The organism is Dyella sp. GSA-30, assembly GCF_027924605.1.
Classification (GTDB): Bacteria; Pseudomonadota; Gammaproteobacteria; order Xanthomonadales; family Rhodanobacteraceae; genus GSA-30.
The window spans coordinates 4,207,217-4,228,066 of the sequence record NZ_AP027042.1 but is presented as its reverse complement, the minus strand read 5'-3'; the positions used below and the strand labels follow the sequence as shown (position 1 = coordinate 4,228,066).

At 60.2% G+C, this 20,850-nt stretch carries 23 protein-coding genes; 13 read left to right on the top strand and 10 right to left on the bottom strand.

All coding sequences use genetic code 11. The annotated features are described in order from the left end of the window. Positions 1 to 25: 25 nt before the first annotated feature. The 7 genes from QMG46_RS17745 to QMG46_RS17715 all read left to right on the top strand — a co-directional run bounded on the left by QMG46_RS17745 (position 26) and on the right by QMG46_RS17715 (position 5,719). Positions 26 to 172: a hypothetical protein gene (locus QMG46_RS17745; protein WP_281849181.1), complete on the top strand. Its 147-nt coding sequence runs from the start codon at positions 26 to 28 to the stop codon at positions 170 to 172. Next, on the top strand, positions 169 to 663 hold the full coding sequence (locus QMG46_RS17740) for a MarR family winged helix-turn-helix transcriptional regulator (protein WP_281849180.1): 495 nt from the start codon (positions 169 to 171) through the stop codon (positions 661 to 663). Before QMG46_RS17745 ends, QMG46_RS17740 begins: the two co-directional genes overlap by 4 nt. Before the next feature lie 13 nt (positions 664 to 676). Then, the gene (locus QMG46_RS17735) at positions 677 to 1,960 is read left to right on the top strand and encodes an MFS transporter (protein WP_281849179.1); all 1,284 of its coding nucleotides are present in this window, start codon (positions 677 to 679) and stop codon (positions 1,958 to 1,960) included. Positions 1,961 to 2,014: 54 nt separating this feature from the next. Continuing rightward, positions 2,015 to 2,707 carry a YoaK family protein gene (locus tag QMG46_RS17730; protein WP_281849178.1) on the top strand — a complete coding sequence of 231 codons (693 nt, stop codon included), beginning with the start codon at positions 2,015 to 2,017 and terminating at the stop codon, positions 2,705 to 2,707. Between the two features lie 77 nt (positions 2,708 to 2,784). Continuing rightward, positions 2,785 to 4,053 (top strand): MFS transporter, encoded by a 1,269-nt coding sequence (locus tag QMG46_RS17725; RefSeq protein WP_281849177.1) that lies wholly within the window; start codon positions 2,785 to 2,787, stop codon positions 4,051 to 4,053. A gap of 194 nt (positions 4,054 to 4,247) precedes the next feature. Further along, entirely contained in the window at positions 4,248 to 4,886 is a 639-nt protein-coding gene (locus QMG46_RS17720) for a hypothetical protein (RefSeq protein ID WP_281849176.1), read from the top strand. Positions 4,887 to 4,957: 71 nt separating this feature from the next. Then, positions 4,958 to 5,719, top strand: a complete 762-nt coding sequence (locus QMG46_RS17715) for an alpha/beta fold hydrolase (RefSeq protein WP_281849175.1) — start codon at positions 4,958 to 4,960, stop codon at positions 5,717 to 5,719. Positions 5,720 to 5,891: 172 nt separating this feature from the next. Here the strand turns inward: QMG46_RS17715 and QMG46_RS17710 are convergent, their stop codons facing one another. Together QMG46_RS17710 and QMG46_RS17705 are read right to left on the bottom strand one after the other, a co-directional pair. Then, positions 5,892 to 6,857 carry a glycoside hydrolase family 43 protein gene (locus QMG46_RS17710; RefSeq protein WP_281849174.1) on the bottom strand — a complete coding sequence of 322 codons (966 nt, stop codon included), beginning with the start codon at positions 6,855 to 6,857 and terminating at the stop codon, positions 5,892 to 5,894. A gap of 11 nt (positions 6,858 to 6,868) precedes the next feature. Further along, positions 6,869 to 7,144, bottom strand: a complete 276-nt coding sequence (locus QMG46_RS17705; RefSeq protein ID WP_281849173.1) for a hypothetical protein — start codon at positions 7,142 to 7,144, stop codon at positions 6,869 to 6,871. Positions 7,145 to 7,393: 249 nt separating this feature from the next. Between QMG46_RS17705 and QMG46_RS17700 the strand changes: the two genes are divergently transcribed. Then, positions 7,394 to 7,756, top strand: coding sequence for a GFA family protein (locus QMG46_RS17700; RefSeq protein ID WP_281849172.1), 363 nt, complete (start codon positions 7,394 to 7,396; stop codon positions 7,754 to 7,756). A gap of 11 nt (positions 7,757 to 7,767) precedes the next feature. Here QMG46_RS17700 and QMG46_RS17695 read toward each other — a convergent pair whose 3' ends face one another. Together QMG46_RS17695 and pssA are read right to left on the bottom strand one after the other, a co-directional pair. Then, positions 7,768 to 8,154 (bottom strand): DUF427 domain-containing protein, encoded by a 387-nt coding sequence (locus tag QMG46_RS17695; protein ID WP_281849171.1) that lies wholly within the window; start codon positions 8,152 to 8,154, stop codon positions 7,768 to 7,770. A 125-nt stretch (positions 8,155 to 8,279) separates the two neighbouring features. Continuing rightward, positions 8,280 to 8,897: a CDP-diacylglycerol--serine O-phosphatidyltransferase gene (gene pssA / locus QMG46_RS17690; protein WP_281849170.1), complete on the bottom strand. Its 618-nt coding sequence runs from the start codon at positions 8,895 to 8,897 to the stop codon at positions 8,280 to 8,282. A gap of 222 nt (positions 8,898 to 9,119) precedes the next feature. Between pssA and QMG46_RS17685 the strand changes: the two genes are divergently transcribed. Next, positions 9,120 to 10,727, top strand: coding sequence for an alpha/beta hydrolase (locus tag QMG46_RS17685; protein ID WP_281849169.1), 1,608 nt, complete (start codon positions 9,120 to 9,122; stop codon positions 10,725 to 10,727). 74 nt (positions 10,728 to 10,801) lie between these two features. Here QMG46_RS17685 and QMG46_RS17680 read toward each other — a convergent pair whose 3' ends face one another. From QMG46_RS17680 to QMG46_RS17660, 5 genes are all read right to left on the bottom strand, one after another. Beyond that, positions 10,802 to 11,503 (bottom strand): PspA/IM30 family protein, encoded by a 702-nt coding sequence (locus tag QMG46_RS17680; protein WP_281849168.1) that lies wholly within the window; start codon positions 11,501 to 11,503, stop codon positions 10,802 to 10,804. 16 nt (positions 11,504 to 11,519) lie between these two features. After that, positions 11,520 to 12,341, bottom strand: a complete 822-nt coding sequence (locus tag QMG46_RS17675; RefSeq protein WP_281849167.1) for a heavy metal-binding domain-containing protein — start codon at positions 12,339 to 12,341, stop codon at positions 11,520 to 11,522. Then, complete coding sequence (locus tag QMG46_RS17670) at positions 12,338 to 13,303, bottom strand: heavy metal-binding domain-containing protein (RefSeq protein ID WP_281849166.1); 966 nt, start codon at positions 13,301 to 13,303, stop codon at positions 12,338 to 12,340. The genes QMG46_RS17675 and QMG46_RS17670 overlap by 4 nt, the downstream gene beginning before the upstream one ends. Before the next feature lie 82 nt (positions 13,304 to 13,385). After that, the gene (locus QMG46_RS17665) at positions 13,386 to 13,775 is read right to left on the bottom strand and encodes a hypothetical protein (protein WP_281849165.1); all 390 of its coding nucleotides are present in this window, start codon (positions 13,773 to 13,775) and stop codon (positions 13,386 to 13,388) included. A gap of 205 nt (positions 13,776 to 13,980) precedes the next feature. Further along, complete coding sequence (locus QMG46_RS17660; RefSeq protein ID WP_281849164.1) at positions 13,981 to 14,379, bottom strand: hypothetical protein; 399 nt, start codon at positions 14,377 to 14,379, stop codon at positions 13,981 to 13,983. Between the two features lie 187 nt (positions 14,380 to 14,566). On the opposite strand from QMG46_RS17660, the gene QMG46_RS17655 reads away from it, so the two are divergent. Further along, positions 14,567 to 15,925, top strand: coding sequence for a beta/alpha barrel domain-containing protein (locus QMG46_RS17655; RefSeq protein WP_281849163.1), 1,359 nt, complete (start codon positions 14,567 to 14,569; stop codon positions 15,923 to 15,925). An 8-nt stretch (positions 15,926 to 15,933) separates the two neighbouring features. After that, on the top strand, positions 15,934 to 16,872 hold the full coding sequence (locus QMG46_RS17650; RefSeq protein ID WP_281849162.1) for a GGDEF domain-containing protein: 939 nt from the start codon (positions 15,934 to 15,936) through the stop codon (positions 16,870 to 16,872). 23 nt (positions 16,873 to 16,895) lie between these two features. Here the strand turns inward: QMG46_RS17650 and QMG46_RS17645 are convergent, their stop codons facing one another. Beyond that, positions 16,896 to 18,806 carry an alpha/beta hydrolase family protein gene (locus tag QMG46_RS17645; protein WP_281849161.1) on the bottom strand — a complete coding sequence of 637 codons (1,911 nt, stop codon included), beginning with the start codon at positions 18,804 to 18,806 and terminating at the stop codon, positions 16,896 to 16,898. 123 nt (positions 18,807 to 18,929) lie between these two features. Between QMG46_RS17645 and QMG46_RS17640 the strand changes: the two genes are divergently transcribed. Together QMG46_RS17640 and ligD are read left to right on the top strand one after the other, a co-directional pair. Beyond that, complete coding sequence (locus QMG46_RS17640) at positions 18,930 to 19,817, top strand: PhzF family protein (protein WP_281849160.1); 888 nt, start codon at positions 18,930 to 18,932, stop codon at positions 19,815 to 19,817. 53 nt (positions 19,818 to 19,870) lie between these two features. Continuing rightward, positions 19,871 to 20,830, top strand: a complete 960-nt coding sequence (gene ligD, locus QMG46_RS17635; RefSeq protein ID WP_281849159.1) for a non-homologous end-joining DNA ligase — start codon at positions 19,871 to 19,873, stop codon at positions 20,828 to 20,830. Positions 20,831 to 20,850: the final 20 nt, after the last annotated feature.

Sequence of the window (20,850 nt, the reverse complement as noted above, 5' to 3'; positions counted from 1 at the left end):
CGGACTTGAGTGCGGAGCTCGCATCATGGATCGCGCCGCTGTTTTGGATGCGGTGGTGAGGGGATTCGATGTCATGAATGATGCGGCAAACCGCAAATTATTGCGCAAAACTCGGTCTCAGTCTTGCCAAAGCCCGTCGCAGGCCTGGTGGATTTATGAAGGTAAACTTTGAAGTTAAACTTCATATATGGCATCATTCGCGGCATGGCTGAATTACCCGCCGATGCACGTACACAACAAACCGCCGCTCTCGCGGCAGAGCTGCGCGTCGTTGCCGGGCAGCTCAAGCGTCGCCTGCGTCAACAAGCGCATTTCAGCGATCTCACCTCGTCACAGTTGGCGACGCTGACCCGGCTGGAGCGGGACGGTGCATCGACCGTAACGGCGCTTGCACGCGCGGAAAGCATGCGTCCGCAGTCGATGGGTGCCAATGTGGCTGCTCTGGAAGCCGCGGGCCTGGTCAGCGGTGCACCGGACCCCAATGACGGTCGACAGACGTTGTGGTCGATTACGCCGGCTTGCCGCAAACGGATCAAGGAAGGGCGCGCAGCCAGGGAAGACTGGTTGTTTCGCGCTATTCAACAAGAGTTTTCACACGCGGAGCTGGCGAAACTCGAACTCGCCGTTGCCTTGCTCAAACGCCTGGTCGAGCACGAACCATGAACCACGTCATCGAATGAACGGCACGTTTCGCTCACTGCGCATTTTCAATTACCGGGTATGGGCGAGCGGGGCGATCGTGTCCAATATCGGCACGTGGATGCAGCGCACCGCACAGGACTGGATCGTGCTGACCCAGTTGACGCGACACAATGCTACGGCGGTAGGCGTGGTGATGGCGCTGCAGTTCGGTCCGCAGTTGCTGTTGCTGCCGTTGACCGGATTTGCCGCCGATCATATGGATCGACGCAAGCTGGTGTTCATCACGCAGGCGACCATGGGCCTGCTCGCTCTGGGACTGGGCCTGTTGACCGTATTTGGCCTGGTGCGGCTTTGGCAAGTCGATGTGTTCGCGTTTGCGCTGGGTTGCGCGTCCGCCTTCGATGCGCCTGCGCGCCAGACGTTCGTATCCGAGCTCGTCACAGAGGACGATCTGGGGAACGCGGTAGCGTTGAACTCCACCTCGTTCAATGCCGCACGCATGATCGGCCCGGCGATAGCCGGTGTGCTGATTGCGGCGATCGGTTCGGGTTGGGTATTTCTGATCAATGCGGCGACGTTCGGTGCCGTGTTGTATTCGCTGAGTTTGCTGCGCCTGGACGAGTTGCATCCACACCAGCGGGCGACGCGTACGCGCGGCAGCCTGGTCGAGGGGTTTCGCTATGTCTGGCGCCGGCCGGATCTGAAGGCGATCCTGCTGATGCTGTTCCTGGTCGGCACCTTCGGGCTCAATTTTCCGATTTTCATCTCGACCATGTCCGTCAGTGTTTTTCATGGCGGCGCCGATCAGTACGGTCTGCTGACTTCGACCATGGCCATCGGTTCGGTTGCCGGTGCGTTGCTTGCGGCGATGCGCGCAAGGCCGCACTTCGTGTTGTTGATGGGCGCTGCCGGCTTGTTTGGTTTCGGACTGATCATGGCTGCCGTCATGCCGAACGCGATAGGGTTTGGCGTCGCACTGATCGTTATCGGCGTGGCGGCGCAGACATTCACCACCTCGACCAATAGCCTTATGCAGTTGACCACCGAGCCGATGATGCGCGGCCGCGTGGTGGCGATCTTTCTCGCCATTGCCATGGGAGGTACGCCACTCGGTGCGCCGATCGTCGGCTGGGTGGCCGATACGTTCGGTCCGCGTTGGGCGTTGTCCGTAGGCGCCGCGGCCGGTATCGGAGCGGTCATGGTGGCGGTGCATTATCTGGCTAAGTACCATCGCCTGCGTATGGTTCGGGACCATGGCCGGCTTCGTCTGAGCATGGACGATCCCGAAGCGGTCGTGGCGGTGCGTTCAAGACCGTAGGCCGTATCTTGTGGTAATTAGCCGGGTGTCGAATCGAATGCCGTGCGGTGACCCATGACTACCCGATCCTCGCTGCCTCTCGTTCTCAGCGTCAACGCCGGCTTCGTCGATACCGCGGGCTTTCTGGCGTTGCATGGTCTGTTTACCGCGCATGTGACGGGAAACTTCGTCACCATCGGCGCATCGCTGGTCACGGGCACGTCCGGCATCATCACCAAGCTGCTGGCGCTACCGATGTTCTGCCTGGTGATCGTGCTGGTTCGGCAGCTTCACTATTGGCTGGTCGAAAAAAAATGGCCGATCGTACGGACGCTCCTGCTGATCAAGCTGTCGCTGCTCATTTTTGCCGCGGCCTGCGCGGTTCACTTCGGGCCCTTCGAGCGCAGCGACACGCTTTATGGCGCCGTTACCGGCCTTTCCCTTGTTGCCGCCATGTCGATTCAGAACGCCTTGCATCGCGTGCATATGGGAACCACGCCACCGTCGACCATGATGACCGGGACCACGACGCAGATCATGCTGGATGTGGCCGACTGGTTGCGCAAACCGGCGCCTGGCGAAAGTCGCGTTGTTGGGCCCAAGCTTGTGCCGATGCTGCAGGCAGTCTTTGCCTTCGCGATCGGCTGCGCCGGTGGGGCATGCAGTTATGCGGCTTGGTCGATGTGGTGTTTTGCGATACCGCCGATGATTGCGCTGGTCGCCTTTTTTCTTCGTGATCCGAGCCTGGATGTATCGCCGGCCAAATAAGTCGATAGCGAGGCTTTCGACAGATCGGTTAATCGAGAATAATGGGTCTTTGCCGACGTTGGCTTCGCCCATTCCCCATGACTTCCATCAGGCTCCGCCTCTTTGCCGTCTTTGCGGCCGGCTATTTCGTCTCGTTCCTGTTTCGTGGCGTCAATCTCGGTTTTGCCCCTTTTCTGACCCGGGAGCTTGGCTTTTCTGCCAGTGATCTGGGCACGTTGACCAGCATGTACTTTCTCGGCTTTGCCGGGGCGCAGATTCCGGCGGGTGTGTTGCTCGATCACTACGGCCCGCGTCGTGTCACATCGTGCGTCATGTTGTTGGCCGCCGCGGGCATCTTTTTGTTCGGCAGCGCGAGCAGCCTGGGCGTCATGATGATCGGCCGTCTGCTGATCGGCGTTGGCGTGTCGGTCTGCTTAGGTGGTGCGTTCAAGGCCACAGCGCAGTACTTTCCGGTGACTCAGCTGACCCTGATCAATGGTCTGGTGATGGCGGTCGGCGGCCTCGGTGGGGTAGCTGTCGGCGCACCACTGACATGGCTGCTTACGGTTACCAGCTGGCGATCGGTATGCATGGGGCTGGCCGGATTGACCGCGATCGTCGCCACGTTGATCTGGTTGTTCGCACCAGCACCGCGCGATACGCATCAGCAACCGAGTGTGCTGGAGCAATTCAAGGGAACTTGGCACATCCTCAGCAGCCGTGCATTCTGGAAACTGGCTGCGTTTTCCGGCATCAACCAGGGCGTGTTCTACGCGATGCAGTCGCTATGGGTCGGCGCGTTTCTGCATGATACGTTGCCAGCTGCTCCCGATAGCGGTGCGCGAGTTGCCACCATGGTGTCGATACTCGGTGCCGCGTTCATTGTCGGCAATATCGCTTTTGGCGCGCTGGCACGCACGCTCGAAAAGCGCGGTGTGTCGGTTTACTTGTCATCCGGTATCACGATGATGTTGTTTGTCGTCGTGCAAGCATTGATTGCGGCGCGTGTGCCTTTGCCCGAGCCGGTGCTGTGGTCGGCTTACGGTGCTTTGGGTGGCACCGGGATATTGACCTACGCCGTGCTTGCGCATTATTTCCCGGTACGTTTTATCGGCCGGGTCAATACCACATTCACTCTGGTGATTTTCCTGCTGATCTTTGTGTTTCAGATAGGCATAGGTCGTGTGCTGGGGCATTGGCCAGCCAGCGAAGGCCATTACCCGTTAGTGGCGCATCAAACCGTATGGGCTGGCCTGGTCGTGCTTCAGTTGCTGGCGGCTATCTGGTATTTCCTGCCAGGATCGCATCCCGGTTCGCACAAGCCAGCTATTCCCGACAGCCTCACAGATGCTAACGTAAGGGAATAGACACATTCAGTCATTGCGATATCGACAGCGGAGTGATCGTAACCATGACTCGGTACAAGGCAGTACAAGCGTGTGTGGGGATTATCTTTTTGTGTTTCGCATGGACGTGCCATGCGCAATCGCAAGATTGTGAGGGCGGGCAGGCGCCTGTTGGCGAAAATTCGCCGCTTTATAAAACATCCGAATTCAAACGAATGACGCGCTATTGCGCTACCGAGGCACCGGCCGGTCCGTTGAAGGACAATCTGGCCCGTCTCGAAGGCGAAGCGAATGACGGCGACGATCTGGCTGCCGCCTCGCTGAGTGCGGGACTCGGTGCATGCGCCGCCTGGAAACAGCGGAGCGATCCGTTGTTCGAGCAGCGTTGCGCGGGGATTTCCGACGAGGACATGGCCGGGCGCGGCAAATGGCTGACGATGGCCGCGGCCCGTGGCAATCGCGGTGCGCAATACAACTACGCCATGGCGGGAGCCAATACGATGGTTCCGGCTTCTGCCAAGGGGCAGCCCGATCCCGAGGACGTCAAGAATTATCATCAGCTTGCGGCGGGTTATCTGCAGGATCTGGCCGAGCAGTGCAATGTCGACGCCATTACCGCCATCGCCACCATGGGATTGGATGCCGACGGTCATTTCGGCAGTGCCCCCGAGCTGGCTTACAAATACGCCGCGGTAAAGGCGCAGCTCGATAAGAAGGCAGATTCGAATAAGAAGGCGAAGTCGGAGCCCAGCGATCCGCTAATGGCGAAGGCTCAGGCCAAGCTGCCTGCGGGGGCCAATCTGGCAACGCTCAAGAAAAATGCCGCGGAGTTTGCGCAGGATCACTGCAAGTAAGTGCTGCAGATAACGCGGCACTCAGGAGCCTGTGCGTTACCATGCGCGCGATTCCTCCATAGCCTGATGCCGTGACAACTGATCCGACTGTTCACTTTTTCGAAGGCCGTGATGGTGCCCGGCTCGCTTATCGCGAACTGGGCCACGGCCGACCGCTGATATTGATCCACGGCTACTTTTCCACCGCCGTAGTGAACTGGGTGCGTTATGGCCACGCGGCGAAGCTCGTATCGCAGGGCTATCGCGTGATCATGCCCGACCTGCGCGCGCACGGTGACAGCGCCAAACCGCATGATGCGGTCTCCTATCCGCCGGATGTGCTGGCCGATGACGGCTTTGCATTGATCGAGCAGCTCGCGCTGACCGACTACGACCTGGGCGGGTATTCGCTAGGTGCGCGCACGGCGATGCGGATGCTGGCACGCGGCGCCAGGCCGGCACGAGCGATCTTGTCGGGTATGGGATTGGAAGGGCTTGTGCACACGGCAGGGCGTAGCGAGCATTTTCGCCATATCCTCACGCATCTGGGGACGTTTCAGCGAGGCTCGGCGGAATTCATGGCCGAGGCCTTTCTCAAGACCGTTGGCGGCGATCCGGAAGCCTTGCTGCGTGTGCTCGATACGTTTGTCGATACGCCGCTGGATGTGATCGAGCGCATCGAAGTACCCGCGCTGGTGTTGACCGGCGTTGACGATCGCGATAACGGTTCGGCACGAGAGCTTGCGCAGGCGATGCCGCATGCTCGCTATGTCGAAGTGCCTGGGACGCATATGAGTGCGGTGACCTTGCCGCAGCTTGGAGCGGCCATGGCTGAGTTTTTAGGGGCGGCGTAGGCTCGCTTCGCTTCGCCTCTTGCGCCCCCTCACCCCAACCCTCTCCCCCGGCAAAGCCAGGAGAGAGGGAGCTGATTGAGGGGGCTTCAGTGTTTCGCACTTGCGCTACTTGCTCCCTCTCCCCTGGCTTTGCCGGGGGAGAGGGCTGGGGTGAGGGGGCTCTTAACTCCCTTCAAGGCAACGGATGCGCCGTCACACCCTCATTCGTAATCTTCACCGGCAAGATATGCCCACGTGCATCGAATGCCATCCGGTCGATCGATACCACGCGATGGTTCGCCGCCGTGTCGCCGATCGGCCGGCGGTGATAGACGATGTACCAGGTATCGTCTTTTTCCACATGAAATACCGAGTGATGGCCCGCGCCGGTGGCAATGGCCGGGTCCTGCTGCAGAATCTTGCCGATGCGCTCGAATGGCCCCAGTGGTGAATCGGCCATGGCGTAGGCCACGGAGTAATCCGGGCCGGTCCAGCCGCCCTCGGACCACATCAGGTAGTACTTGCCGTTGCGTTTGAACATGCAAGGGCCTTCGACGTAGTTCTGCGGTGTGATTTCCTTGAACTGACTGCCGTCAGGCAAGTTGGCGATGCCGCTGAAGTCGTCCTTGAGCCGGGCGATATTCGCGTGGCCCCAGCCGCCGTAGATGATGTAGTAGGCGCCGTCGCTGTCCTTGAAGACGAACTGGTCGATCGGCTGTGCGCCGTTATGAAACGCGCCGATCAGCGGCTTGCCGAGCAGGTCGCGATATGGCCCCTGCGGCCGGTCGGCTACCGCCACACCGATGCCGCCCAGGTCCTTGTCGTTCTGGATGTCGTTGGCGCCGAAAAAGAAATAGAACTTGCCGTCTTTGGCCACCAGCGCCGGCGCCCACATCGCTTTCTTTGCCCAGGCCACGTGCGCGGCGTCCAGCACGTGAGCATGCCGGGTCCAATGAACCAGGTCGGGCGAAGAGAACGCATCGAAATACGTCTGATCGGCATAGCGTTCGGAAGTGGTGGGATAAATCCAGTACTGGTGCTCGAAGATCTGTGCTTCCGGGTCCGCATACCAGCCCGGGAAAACCGGGTTGCCGGCATGGGCCATGATCGATGCCACGGCCAAGGAGGCGGAAACGATCGCTTTGCTTGTAAAACGCATGCCTGACTCTCTCAACGCATCGCTGTATCGGACGGGTGTGTCGCGCCCAGCCCCGGGGGTTTCCAGCCGCTGCGCTTGAGTTCTTCCTCGTGCGTGGCCAGTCTGCAAGCGGGCAGCTGTTCGTACCTGGCGACTTCATCGCGGCTACCCTGATGGCAGGCATCGATGATGTGCTGGCGCAAGCTGTCGTCGTAATAGAGGTTCAAGGGATCGTATCTGGCTGTTCGCAAGGCGTCCGCCTTGGAGGAGCAGCCAAGGATGCCCAGCGCGATGGCCACGGCGAACATGCTCAGTTCTACGGCTGAAGGCGCTCTCAGGCGCCGCAGTGGCCCTGCATGGGGCATGGATGGAGTCTCCCGTGACCTGGACGCGACAACTAGGAAACGGCGCACATGCACACGCGAGCCGGCTCGATGACCGTAGGCAATATAAAGCGGTCGGGATGGAATTGCGATGCCAGGAAACGCGGCCGTTGAGAACTGATCAGCAGTCGTGCAAGCTGATTGATCGAAGGGTAATGGGAGGAGCGTCACGCCATGGGGAATCGCCCGATGCAGTCCTGTCTGGGTCGCTGCCATTGCGGCGCGGTGCAGTTCCGGATAGAAACCGATTTCCCGGAACTGACGACATGCGACTGCTCGATCTGCAGGCGCAAGAATGCTTTGATGGTCAAGGTGCACGAAAGCCGGTTCGCGCTCCTGGCCGGCGAGGACAGCCTGAGCGAGTACCGCTTTCATACCGGGACAGCCAGGCACTATTTCTGCAAGGTCTGTGGCATCTACCCGTTTCACCGCAAGCGGGTTACGCCCGATTACCTGGGCATCAACGTGTTCTGCCTGGACGATTTCGACCCGGAAGGTATTCCGGTACGCCAGGCCGCGGGTGCGGCCATGGCGTAAATGGAGAGGGGTTATCGATCGATGGGCTCGCGCTCGATCGCGTCGATACGGTCGGGATAGAACGCTACATAGTCCTTGATCTCGGCCACTGCATCGTAAGGAGACTCGTAGGTCCACACCGCATTGACTGCGCGCTCGCCGCCGGCGGGGATGCTGTAATAGGAGCAGTCGCCCTTATATGGGCAATACGTCGAAAGCGTCGTGCGCTCGAGCAGCGTCATGTCGACATCCTTGCGCGGGATATACAACACGGCAGGGTAGTGGGCTTCCTGGAGGGAAAGCGCCTCGCGGCTATCGGCGATGACTTTGCCGCCGGCGCGTACGACCACGTGCTCGCGGTTGGGGGTGATGGTAATCGGGTGATCCGGGCCGGGTATCTTGATCGGACGGGCTGCCATGGTGGGTTCTCCTGGAAACCGATGGACAAGTGTGCTCGAAGCGATGTTCGAGGCACGTCAACCCACTCACCTTGGGGCGATTGCCGCCGTACCAAGGGTTGCCCGGAATAGCCCCGGAATAACGTTTACAGCTTCGGAATGCGGATACGGCTGATCATCAGCGAGCCGGAGAGGACGAACATCAGCACCAGCGGATGCAGACTCAGACGCCCCAGGTGCACCACGCCAAGCCAGAGCTGGTCGCCGATGGCGCCGTTGGTGGCAGCGATAAACAACACCGCCACCAGGATCAGCGAGGTCGGAATCGGCGTGCCTTCGAAATATTTGACCTTGTCGCCACCCTCCGAGAGCGTTTCGGCGGTGACGTTGTAACGCGCCAGGCGCGACACGCCGCACGCGACAAAGAACACCAGTGCCGCCTTGTCCAGCGTACCCTGCATGCCGCAGCCGTAAGCGATGGCGGCGGGCAGCACGCCAAAGGAGATCACATCGGCCAGGGAGTCCAGCTCGCGCCCCATCGCCGACGATTTCTGTCGCCAGCGCGCAATACGCCCATCGAGCACGTCGAAGATCAGGGCGATCACCGCCAGCGCGCAGGCCTGGTACATCCAGTAGACGTTGCCGTCGTCCAGATAGGACATCACCGAAAATATCGCGCTGACGCCACACACGGCGTTGCCCAGCGTGAACCAGTCGGCGAGGTGAAACTCGCGGATCATCGAAAAGGGGGTATTGGTCGGCATGGCGGGAGATTAGCGCAACGGCGCAAAGGTTCCCAAGGGCAACCGTTCCCAAGGGCAACAGTTCCCAAGGGTCTGGCCACGGGACGTCACTCGTGCCCAATGGCCCATGGCGTGACCTCGGCGGCTTCCATTACGGTGCCAGGCACCGCCAGCCCCGTGGGTGATGCGCGGACGGCATAATGCCGTGATCCGGCACGGTCACATCTCTTGAAGGGGATATCGATGAATTTGCGTTTGCTCTTGCCCGCTTTGGCGCTGGTCGCGACATGTTCCGGGGCGCCATCGTCATACGCCGACGATGCGCCGATCGCTCATCGCATCGTTCGAGTCACCCTCGACGGCGCGGTCGATCACCCGACGTCGGGGCGGCTATTGGTGTTCGCCACACTGGCGTCCACGGCCAGGCAGGCGGCCAAGGATGGCAAGGTGACAGAGGTGGACATGAATCCCCTCATGCCTTCGGCGGTGTCCATTGCCGCGCGCGAGGTGGCCTATATCGCGCCGGGTACGAGCGTAGATGTCGATGTCGACGGCATCACTTTTCCCGCGGCATTTTCGACGTTGCCGCCAGGAGATTATCTTTTCCAGGCGGTGCTCGACGTCGATCACAGCTACAACTACACCGGGCGACAGGCGGGTGACCTCATCAGCCAGGTCGTGCCGGTGAAGATGGTCCCTGGCGGTGCCATTCCCACCTTGAAGCTGACCCAGGGCGTGCCGGACAAGAGCGGGCCATGGGTGTTGCCGCCCACCGCGCCACAAGAGGTGCGTGAAGCCTTGCCCGAAGCGCAGAAGCACGCAGCGGACGAATCGATGGTCAGCCCGGCACTCAGCGCGTTCTGGGGACGCCCTGTGTCGATACGCGCTCGTGTGCTCACTCCGCCGGGATATGATTCCAAGGCCTCGACGCGCTATCCGGTGGTGTACTACACGCACGGTTTTACCGGCGGCTACAACCGGTTCGGCTCGACCATGGCAACCGTCTGGAATGCCATGGCCAGAAAGCAGATGCCGCCGATGATCTGGGTTTTCGTCGACCAGTCCGGACCGACCGGCACGAACGAATTCGTCGACTCGGTCAACAATGGGCCGTGGGGCAGGGCGCTGACCGAAGAATTGATTCCGTCGCTGGAAAAGCGCTATCGCATGGATGGCAAGGCCAGTGGACGCTTCCTCAATGGTCATTCGTCAGGTGGTTGGGCAACGCTGTGGTTGCAGACGCGCTATCCGAAGATCTTCGGTGGAACCTGGTCCACATCGCCTGATCCAAGCGACTTCCATGACTTCACCGGCGCCGATCTGTACGCCGCCAACGCAAACATGTACCACCATGCAGATGGCAGTGCCATTCCGCTTATCCGCGACAAAGGCAAGGTGATCGCCACGATCGAGACATTCGCCAAGCTGGAGCGCGTCATCGGCCCCTATGGCGGTCAGTTCGCGTCGTTCGAATGGGTGTTCTCGCCGCGTGGCACCGATGGCCGGCCCGAGCCGATGTTCGATCGCGATACCGGCAACGTCAATGCCGATGTCGTTGCGTACTGGCACGACAACTACGATATCGCCGCGCGCGTTCAGAAGAACTGGCCGTCGTTGAAGCCAGACCTGGATGGCAAGATCCATCTGATTGTCGGTACCGCCGACACGTTCTATCTCGACGGCTCGGCGCACAAATTCCAGGCCGTGCTCGATGGCCTGCATGCCAAGAGCGATTTCCGTTATCTGGAAGGGAAGACGCATTTCGATCTTTACGTCGAGGGCGACGATCGCAACGCGTTAATGAAGAAGATCTCGTGGGAGATGTATCAGGTGGCGCGCCCCAAGCAGTAGTCGCCGATAGGTTCATCGCCTCATCATCCCGGCGCAGGCCGGGATGATGAGGGAGTGGTTCCAGGGCGTTCCTGTTACGCCTTCCCAAGCTCCGCCTTGAGCTTCTCCAGCTCGGCGTCAACGTTGCTGTTGCTGCGCAGGTTCTGCAACTCGCGCTCCACGCTGGTGCGATGATCAAGCGGGTCCTTGAGCACGCCTGCCTGCATGAGGTCGCTCATCGCATCGGCCTTGGCCTGCATGCCGCTGACCTTGTCCTCGGCCCGACGCATCGCATCGCCCACATGGCTCAAATGGTCGCCCACGCCGGTGATCGACTCGGTCACCTTGACCTGTGCCTGTGCCGCGGCGTAGCTGCTCTTCATCACTTCTTTTTGCGTACGGAATTGCTCGATACGGTCTTCCAGCGTGCGCTGGTAGCCGATCAGCTTGTCCGCCTGCGCCGCGATATTGGCCCGTGCCTTGCCCAGCGTGTCGACTTTCTCGAGCGCGGCCTGGCGCTGTGACAGCGCGGCGCGTGCCAGGTCTTCACGGGAGGACTGCAATGCCAGGCGGGCGTTTTCCTGCGCCTGGTCGGCCTCTTGTTGTGCGCTTTGAATCTGCCGTTCCAGCACCTTCTGCTCGGTGACCACTTCGGCCAGATGCTGCTTGGTTTCCTGCAGGCCGCTGATCATCTTTTCATAGGAGAGATCCAACGTTTCGTTGGGGTCTTCCAAGCGGTCCAGCAGTTTCTGTGTCTTGGCCTGCAGCAGGTCCGCGACGCGTCCGAGAATGCTCATGATCGTTGCTCCAGCTTCAATTGTTGACGGATAGCACCAGCTGCGGATCGGGAATCCGCGATGCATCCGGTTCTGTCGAGATCGGCGTCACCGCCGTGCCCACCGCGAAGAACTCGATGATATGCGGCTGCCAGTTGTGCGAGCCTTCATGCAGATCGACACCGACAACACCTTCGGCCTGTGCCGCGATGGCTTCGTGCTGCATGCGTTCCATGGCGATTTCGCGCGCGTCGTAGAGCGCCTGCGAGAAGTTGGTGAGCTCGGTATTTCGGCCGACGTTGCCCAGCGATTTCAACATGCCCTGGTGAGCGACGTGATAGACGCATGAGCCCATGACCATTTCCAGCGGACGATAGCCGGCTTGCAGCAAGGTCCAGAAATCCTGGCCGGACAGGTCGGAAGTAAACGGCTTGCCCTTGGGGCCCTTGTAGCCCGGATGGCCTTGCGCGTGTACCACGCCCGTGCCGATGGCGATGAACTCCAGGATGTCGTTGTCCCATTCCAGGCGCTTGACGGTCAATTGCACACCGACGATGCCGTCGGCGCCCATGCCGCTGGCCTCTTCGCGCATGCGCGACATGGCCAGTTCGCGGGCGTGGTACATCGCCTGCGAGAGCACGTTCATCTCCTGGCTCTGTCCCCACTTGGCGTACTGAATGCCCAGATGGTAGATGCACGAGCCGACGCACAGCCCGACCGGTTCGAAGCCCGCCTTGCGGACCAATAGAAATTCATTGACCGAAAAGTCGGAGGTGAAGATGCCGCCGGGATGCCCTTCACGCCGCAGACCTTTCAAGCGTTCCAGCGCGGGCTGAGGAATCGAACTACCGTCGCTCATATCGAACCTTCTTCCTGATTGGTGTTGTAGATGTTGCGATGGGTGGATGTGGTATCGAGCAGCGGAGAGCGGCCATCGCACATGTCCACGACCGTGCGCACCGGGTGCGTCATCGAGCGATGGCGCTCGGTCTCGATCACGGTGCCGATCACGATGTGGCGCCCCAGGTATTGCGTGCCGCCGTTGTTCTGATCCTGTTCGACCTTGATGAGCTCGCCGAAATGCGTATGTGCCAGCACGCCATTGCCCTGGCGGTGCGTATCCTGGCGCAGTTCGATCAATGCCTTGTGGCGCACGCGCTCCCAGAAGCCGCCAAGCTCCTTGAGCGGTTGGTTTACCCAGCCGCCTTTTGCATCGAGGATGCGCCAACTGGAGCCGAGCCATTCGTAGTGTGCGCCGACGGCAATGCCTACCGGCACGATGTTCGCCTCAAGCAGGCGAGCGAATTCCAGTGCGGACACGGTCGATACGATCGGCTCCGGATTCGGTGGGATGCCTTCGATGCGCACTGCGGTGCCGATCAAGGTGAAATCCATGCTTGCGCCGACATCCAGGTCGATCTTGCGCATGCGCACGTCGACGATGGCATTGGCGCCGGCCGCGGCGGCTTCTCGCTGTATGCGGTGCAAGGCGCTGTGCCAGCCGCTGGCATGGCCCTGGGTCCACGAATACCCATAGTGGTACCAGCATGTGCCCGATACCGTGGCGATCGGACGGATGCCATGACTGCGCGTCAACGCCAGCTCCGCCGCTGTCATGGTGGCGATCCAGGGCAGTTTGCCCTGCGCCGTATCGGCCAGGCGTTGCGAGACGAAGGCGGGCGGGCGATGCAGCCGCAGCGCTTCTTCCCAGGCTTGCTGACGTTGTTCGTTGCTGCCGGCAAAATCCTGTTGCTGATCGCCGGGATTCGATGGCGCTTGATTGTTGGAAGTGCCACTTTTGAAACGGTCAAACCAGGACATCCAGGTCTCCAGAGCCAGCGTGGTGCATGTGATAGCAGTACGCGCACATAGGCGGAAATGCGGTCGGTGAAAGTGCGGCGATTCAGGACATCAAAAAGTCGTGCAACACGTCTTGCGCGGAGCCGGCCTGCTCGGCAAGCGTCTGGATATCTTCGCGCAACGCATCGAGCCACTGAGGCACTTCCATGCGTTCGGTCATCAACGAAACACCGTGCACGACTTTGCTGCGTTGTGCCGACAATCGGCCGCCTTGCAGCGTCAGTTCGTAAACATGGTTATGCGCCTCGACATGGATGCTGGTGACGTGGCGCGTCTTGGAGAACAGGCTGTCTTTCTGGCGCTCGACGCGTACTCGCGCAGGCACGGCCCCCTCGAGCCGTACCGCGAATGCTTCCATAAAAGCCTTGAGATCGCTTTGCGCCCTGCGAAACCACGCCGCACTCAAGTCAAAATCATTCGGTAGACCGCTCAAGCCAGTGTCCCTGTAACTGTCTGACTTACCCTTGGTCGATTCAGCTCCGACATGGCGGTTTTCCAAACCTTTTAGCCATGTCTCCCAATTAATCTAGCACGCGCCCAGGCGGTGTCGTCCAGTGCTGGTCTGGCGCTATTTCTTGCGTTTTACGAGATGTGTCGGCAACAGGTTTAGCTATGGCAGCGCGGCTCTCGTGCAGCCATCAAGGGCGAGGCCTGAATCCATTGGGGAACAGATAAACCACGTTATCCGCTTCGATGGCTTGCTCTTCCATGGGTGCGAACTCGTCGCTTTCGTAGCGGTGGCCTTGCGGCGCGCTTTGTTCTTCGGCTTCCAGCGTGCCGATCAGTTCGGTGAGATAGATGTCGGCCTCGTGCTCGGTCGCAAAGGCTTCGGCGGGCTCCACGGCGGTCCAGAATGGCAGTCGCCATTTGCGGTAATGCGTTTTTCGCCACACGGACGCGACGTACATGCCGTCGTCGCTGCGGCGGAACAGATAGGCAATCAGGTCGACAGTCGGGACATGGCGTACAAAAACCAGCGTGTCGCCGTAATCCAGATCGACGGACCAGATGCCGCCATGCTTCTCTTCCCAGAGCATCAAGCACTCGCTTCGTGAGGGCAGGGGGCGAATAGTAGGTTATTCATGGTCAATCCTACGCGGTCGGGTCCAACGGTATCGCGCCGGTGAGCCCAGTTTACAATTTGGCGCCAGTTTGGCCGATGGGCACGGACCTTGCTTTATCGTGGATAGCGGAGCGGGGGCTTCGTTTGCACCGGGAAATCCTATGCTGTCACCACAAGCGTTGCAGGACGCTCACGCCGTCCTGGCCGAGTCCAATGCCAAGATCGCGAAGCTGCGCCAGGTCGAGCCTTATCTGATCGACCTTTCCCTGCGGGAAAACCCGGTCGGTTCGCGGGTGGGTCAGACCCTGGCCGACAAACTGGCCATCCTCCCCAAATTGCGCGCCTTCGGTTTCAAGCACATTTCATTGGGAACGCTCGATTACGCCATGCCGGACGATCTGGAAGTCGACGACGACTTCATGATGTACCTGCATAACAACGGTATCGATATGACCGGCTGCTTCGCTTTTACGGCGGTGGGTGCGGTCGCGCAGGACGGTACGTTCACTCCCGATCCGTCATTGCTCAAGTTGCAGTCGTACGGTGTGCCCAACACCGTCATGGAAATCTATCTAAGCACAGCCTATGTGAAGACGCCTGAGGATCTGCAAGCTCTGCGTCGTAGCCTGGTCGCCAGCATCGCCTGGGTGATCGAGCATATCCGCGGCGACGATGGCGGTCGGCCGAAGATTTTCATCAATATCGTCGACGGCTGCGATGCTTTTACCAGCGCGCTGGATGCCGTTTGCGACGTGCTTGCCCTGTTGGCCGAACAACCGATCGAAGGCGTGACGTTCGAGGACGATCGCGGCACTTTTTTGCCGTTTCAAGTCGGCGCATTTGTGAAGATCGCGCGCAGCTTCCTGCCGCCGCCGTTGAAGCTGCTGGTGCACCTGCATTCCGGCGCCGGCTTCGAAAATGCGGCTGTGATGGAAGCCCTGCTCAACGGGGCGGATGGGGCATGGGGCGGTCTGCCCAAGCGGGCGGCGATGATAGGCCATGCGTCGTTGGGCGAACTGATCGCCAATCTGATCCGTGTCGGCAATCCGCATATGCAGCAGGCCTATCAGGTCGATCAGCTGCTATCGCTGGCGACCCGCCTGCAGGTGCTGGACGAGGAGGGACCGGTACCCGAGGATCTGCCGATTTTGGGCAGCAATGCCTACCGATTGTCACTTAGCAGCTTTGCGCAGATCCCCGGGCAATTCATGGACCTGCCGCCCGAAGCGATCGGCCGTGCCGGCTACAGCTACCGGGTTTGCCCTGTGGTCAGCGACCCGCCGGTGATTGCCGGGCGTCTGGCCGAAGTTACCGGGCGTCCGGCCGAGGTCTTTCCGCTGGCGTTGACCCAGGAAATGATTCGGTTGATGCGCGAAGACCTGCGGTCTGGTATCCGTATCGTCTATGACGAGCCAACTCACCTGCTGGAACTGCTGGCGCGCGCGGCGGTGAACTGCCGTTGGTCCTTCGATCCGGCGCTCGATACCCGTGGCGAAGACTCGCCGCTTGCTTCGCTCTGAGGTTTACGATGTCCGAGATCGACAATCTGGCCACGGACGGTGCCGTTTATAAAACCCTGCTGGAATCGACCCGCGCGATCCCCTGGAAAATCGACTGGGCGACGATGCGTTTTGCCTATATCGGCCCGCAGATCGGCGATCTGCTCGGTTGGGACCCGGCCAGCTGGATGACCGTGGACGACTGGGCCTCGCGTATCCATGAGGAAGATCGCCAGCGGGTCGTGGATTTCTGCGTCGCGCAATCGATTGCCGGCGTCGATCATGAGGCCGACTATCGCGCATTGACGCGCGGCGGCGACTACGTATGGATTCGCGACGTGGTCCATGTGGTACGCAAGGAGGACGGGTCGGTGGATTCCCTGATCGGCTTCATGTTCGATATCAGCGAGCGAAAGAAGACCGAAGAACAGCTCGTATTGCTGCAGCGTGAGTTGGAGGAAATGTCCTTCAAGGACGGCCTTACCGGCGTGGCCAACCGGCGTCGCTTCGATTTCATCATGGATGTGGAATGGGGCAATGCACGGCGCAACAAGCAGCCGATGTCGCTGATCATGCTCGATATCGATTACTTCAAGCAGTACAACGATCACTACGGTCATTTGCAGGGCGACAGCTGCCTTAAGCAGGTCGCCGCCATCCTGAGCGAGGTGGGAACCCGGGCACGCGATTTCCTCGCGCGCTTCGGCGGTGAGGAGTTTGTGTTCATTCTCCCCGAGACCAATGCGAAATCGGCGATGAAAATCGCCGAGCGTTGCCGGGAGATGCTCGCCACGGCGCAGATCCCGCATGAAGAGTCGCAGGTCGACCAGGTGCTGACCGCAAGCATCGGCGTCAGCACGATCATTCCATGCCACGACGACATCATGCACGCGTTTATCGAAACCGTCGACCGCCGTTTGTATCAAGCCAAGCAGAAGGGCCGGGACCGGATCGTGGCGGGAGACTGACCGCTGTCAGCCTCCCGTCACGCTCAATGCGAGGCGACCGGGTTGCCCGACGCATCGCCGATGTTCGCGTCCAGAAATTGCAGCATGCGTGTGTAGAAATCCTTGCGATGATCGTCGTCGAAAAGGCCGTGGCCCTCCCATGTGTACTCGAAGTACAGCGGGGGATGGCCGGCCTTGCGCAAGGCATCGCGCATGGCTTGAGCATGTTGAATCGGGACGCGGCCGTCGAGCGTCCCATGTGCCAGCAACACCGGAACGGTGATTGACGACGCCAGTTCGACCGGAGAGCGTGAAGCCAGCTGTGCTTTGTCCTGACCCAGGACAGTCTTGAGATAGAGCATGCCGTAGTGATTGCGATGGATGTCGCCCCAGGTGTACATGCGATTAAGATCGTAGACACCTGCCATACCGATGACGCAACGATACAGCTGCGATTCGCGGGCAGCGCCCATCAACGCGGCATAGCCGCCGTAGCTGCCGCCGTAGATGCACACGCGTTTGCCGTCGACCAGACCGTTATCGATGGCCCAATGCGTGGCATCGGTGACGTCGTCCTGCATCGCCGCGCCCCACTGGCGATAGCCGCGCTCCATGAAATCGCGCCCGAAGCCGCTCGAGCCACGGTAATTGATCCGCAGTACGGCGTAGCCATGCTGGGCGAGCAGCTGCGTTTCGGTGTTGTAATCCCAATCGTCGCGGACGTAGAACGGGCCACCGTGCACCATCACGACCATCGGAGGCAGATGATTCGTCTGCGCAGGTAGCGTCATGAATCCGTTGAGCACGAGCCCGTCGCGGGCCTTGACCGAAAATGACTCGGTCGCCAGCTGCTTGTTCAAGTCCAGCCAGGGCTTTGCATGAAACAACAGCTGTGCTTTGCGAGCCTGCTTGTCGAACAGGTAGAACGAGCCGGGGTCGCGATCGCTGGACGTCTCGACGATCAACAGGTTGCCGTCGGCGCTGGCGCTGATGACGACCGGAAGGCTGTCGGCGAACGTTGCCCCAAGGGCTCGGCGCCACTGCGCGTCGGCGTCGTTTCCATTGAAATAGCGAGGCGTCGGCCGCCCGGGACCGAAGGTAGCGCCGATCGGTTCCAACTGGTCGAGACTGAAGATCACGCCAAGGGGATCGGACGTCGTGTCGTGCAACAGGTCCTGGCGCGTATTGTCGGCAAAGTCGTAGCGCTGCAGCACGTCCGGGCCGGACTTCTGCTCGGTGATCAGAAACGCGAATTTGTTGTCGCGGCTGATGCCCTTGGGTTCGATATAAATGTGGCTGCTCTTGCTGTCGTTGATCAGCTGCCATTCGCCCTTGCTGTCGCGCACGTAGGCTTTTTCTATGCCGTCTTCGTCTACCGCCCAGGTAAAGCGGGGTTGCCCGGCGTGATCGATAAGAAACTCGGCGCCTTCCACCGGCGCGACAGTGACCGATTCGCCGCGGCTGGTAAGGTGTTGAGTATCGAGCTTGAACAGTTCGGAAAGACACTTGTTGTCTACAAACTTGCAACGCGTTACCAGGATATGGCGATCGTCGCCTTCGATCACACCTGAAAAATTGTCCGGCAGCGGCTTGGCATGCTTCTCGTGGATATTGAGCAGAAACAACTCGGGAGCGACCGCGGGTGCGGCATACGTACCGTCGCGGCGATTGGCCGCGACCAGCACCTGCTCGGAGCCGAGCCATGCCAGCGACGTGACTTCACCGCGATCGCCAGGATCGATCTGGGTGACCTGTTCCAATGACTTGCGATCGAGCACGGTCACGGTCGTGCCGTGTTCTTCGTGATGTGCGATGGCCAGGTATTGGCCATCGGGTGAAATCTTTACCTGTTCGTACTGCGCCCGCTGCAACAAGCCCTTCGTGACGTCATCGGCGACAACAGCTGTCTGCGAGCCCGCGCCCAGCGCGAAGCCTAGCCATACCCATGCCAACATGCTTTGGATCCCCCATCCTCAGGCCGCAAGACTATGCGGCAGCTTTGGGTCCGGTGCAACGGGCTGCTTTCTGGCCCTGGCTGTTCTTATAGACTGGGCGCCAGACTACCCATTGGCCGTGCCATGCCACAGCGTCCATTCAAGCAAGTCGATGTCTTCACCAATACGCCTTTCAAGGGGAATCCCCTGGCCGTGGTGCTGGATGCGGAGGGGCTGAGCGACGAAGCGATGCAGGCGATCGCGCGCTGGACCAACCTTTCCGAGACCACGTTCGTATTGCCCGCGGCGGTGCCGGGCGCGGACTATTCCGTGCGCATCTTCACGACCGACCGGGAGTTCGTGTTTGCCGGGCATCCGACGCTGGGCACCGCCCACGCATTGCTGGAGGCGGGCTTGCAGCCGCGAACGCCGGGACGGCTCGTGCAGCATTGCGGTATCGGCCTGGTGCAGATCGAGATCGGCGATGACGGGCAGCTCGCATTCCAGACTCCGCCTGTGCAGATCGATGCCTTCGACGAGGTATTGCGGCCTTTGTTGGCCGCCGCGCTTAGAACCGATGCCTGGCATATACAGTTGATGCCGGCGCGGGTGGACATGGGCAATCGCTGGCTGGTGGTTGGCCTGGCCGACGCACAAGCCTGCCTGGATGTGGTGCCTGATGTAGCTGCATTGCACACATTGCTGCATAAAGCCGACATACACGGCGTTGCGATATTCGGAATGCATCGACAAGGTGTATCGGCCGATATCGAAGTGCGCGTCTTCCTGGTGGAGCAGGGTTCATTGATGGAAGACCCCGTCACCGGTAGCGCCAATGGCTGCATTGCCTGGGTGCTGGAAGTCAACGGCATGATGGGTGTGGCGGCAGGCCAGGAGTCGTACATCGCGCGACAGGGCACCAAGCTGGAGCGCAACGGCATGCTTACGGTGCATTATCGCGGGCAGACACCGTGGATCGGTGGGCATTGCAAGACGCTGATCCAGGGTGTCATCGCGGCGGAGTTCCATTAAGCGTCACCATATTAAGCGGGGGGCAAAGCTATCCATGAACGGGGAATACCGCGATGGTGCAAGCAAAGCTCGTTTCCGCCAAAAAGGTCTCGCGCTCAAGCAAGACAGCTGCGACGAAAAAACGAAGCGCTGCCAAGGATAGGGTCACTATTACTCATCCGGAACGGGAGGTTTTTCCTGGCGAAGGGATCTCCAAACAGGATGTAGCCGACTATTACCGCGCGGTGATGGCGCAGTTTCTGCCAGGTATCCAAGGCCGGCCCATGTCGGTGATCCGTTGTCCCTCGGGTGTGGGCGAAGGGTGTTTCTTTCAGAAGCACATCATCGATGGACTCAAGCACACGCCGAGTGCTCGCCTGAAGGAGGAGTCCGGGGGATCCGGAGATTATCTCTATCCAGATAGCGCCGAGGCAGTCATCGAGATGGTGCAGTTCGGTGCGATCGAATTTCATCCGTGGGGATCGACAGTAAAGGATTCGGAGCATGCGACGCAGCTGATTTTCGATCTCGATCCGGCGGCTGATGTCGAATGGCCACGTGTTGTGCAAGGTGCTCGTTGTGTGCGCTTGCTGCTGGGCAAGCTGGGTCTGACATCCTTCGTGCGGACAACGGGAGGCAAGGGATTGCATGTGGTCGTGCCGCTGAAGCCGGCTTGCGCCTGGGACGCGGTCAAGCAGTTCGCGCGCAGTTTTGCCGATACGCTGGCCAAGACCTATCCGGATGAGTTCATTGCCGTAGCGAACAAGAACAAACGTCGCGGTCTGATTTTTCTGGACTACCTTCGCAATGCGCGTGGCGCTACCAGCATCGCATCGTATTCCCTGCGCGCTCGCCCAGGCGCGCCGGTGGCCGTTCCGCTGCGCTGGGAGGAGCTAGGCAAGATCAAGAGCGGTGCTCAATTCGACATTCGTTCCTTGCCCAAGCGGCTTGCGCGTTTGCGTAAAGATCCATGGGAAGGTTTCGACAAGCTGCATCAGGATTTATCGAAACTTTCTTTCCCTGAGCATGTTTGATTCAGCCGATAGTTTCCTAG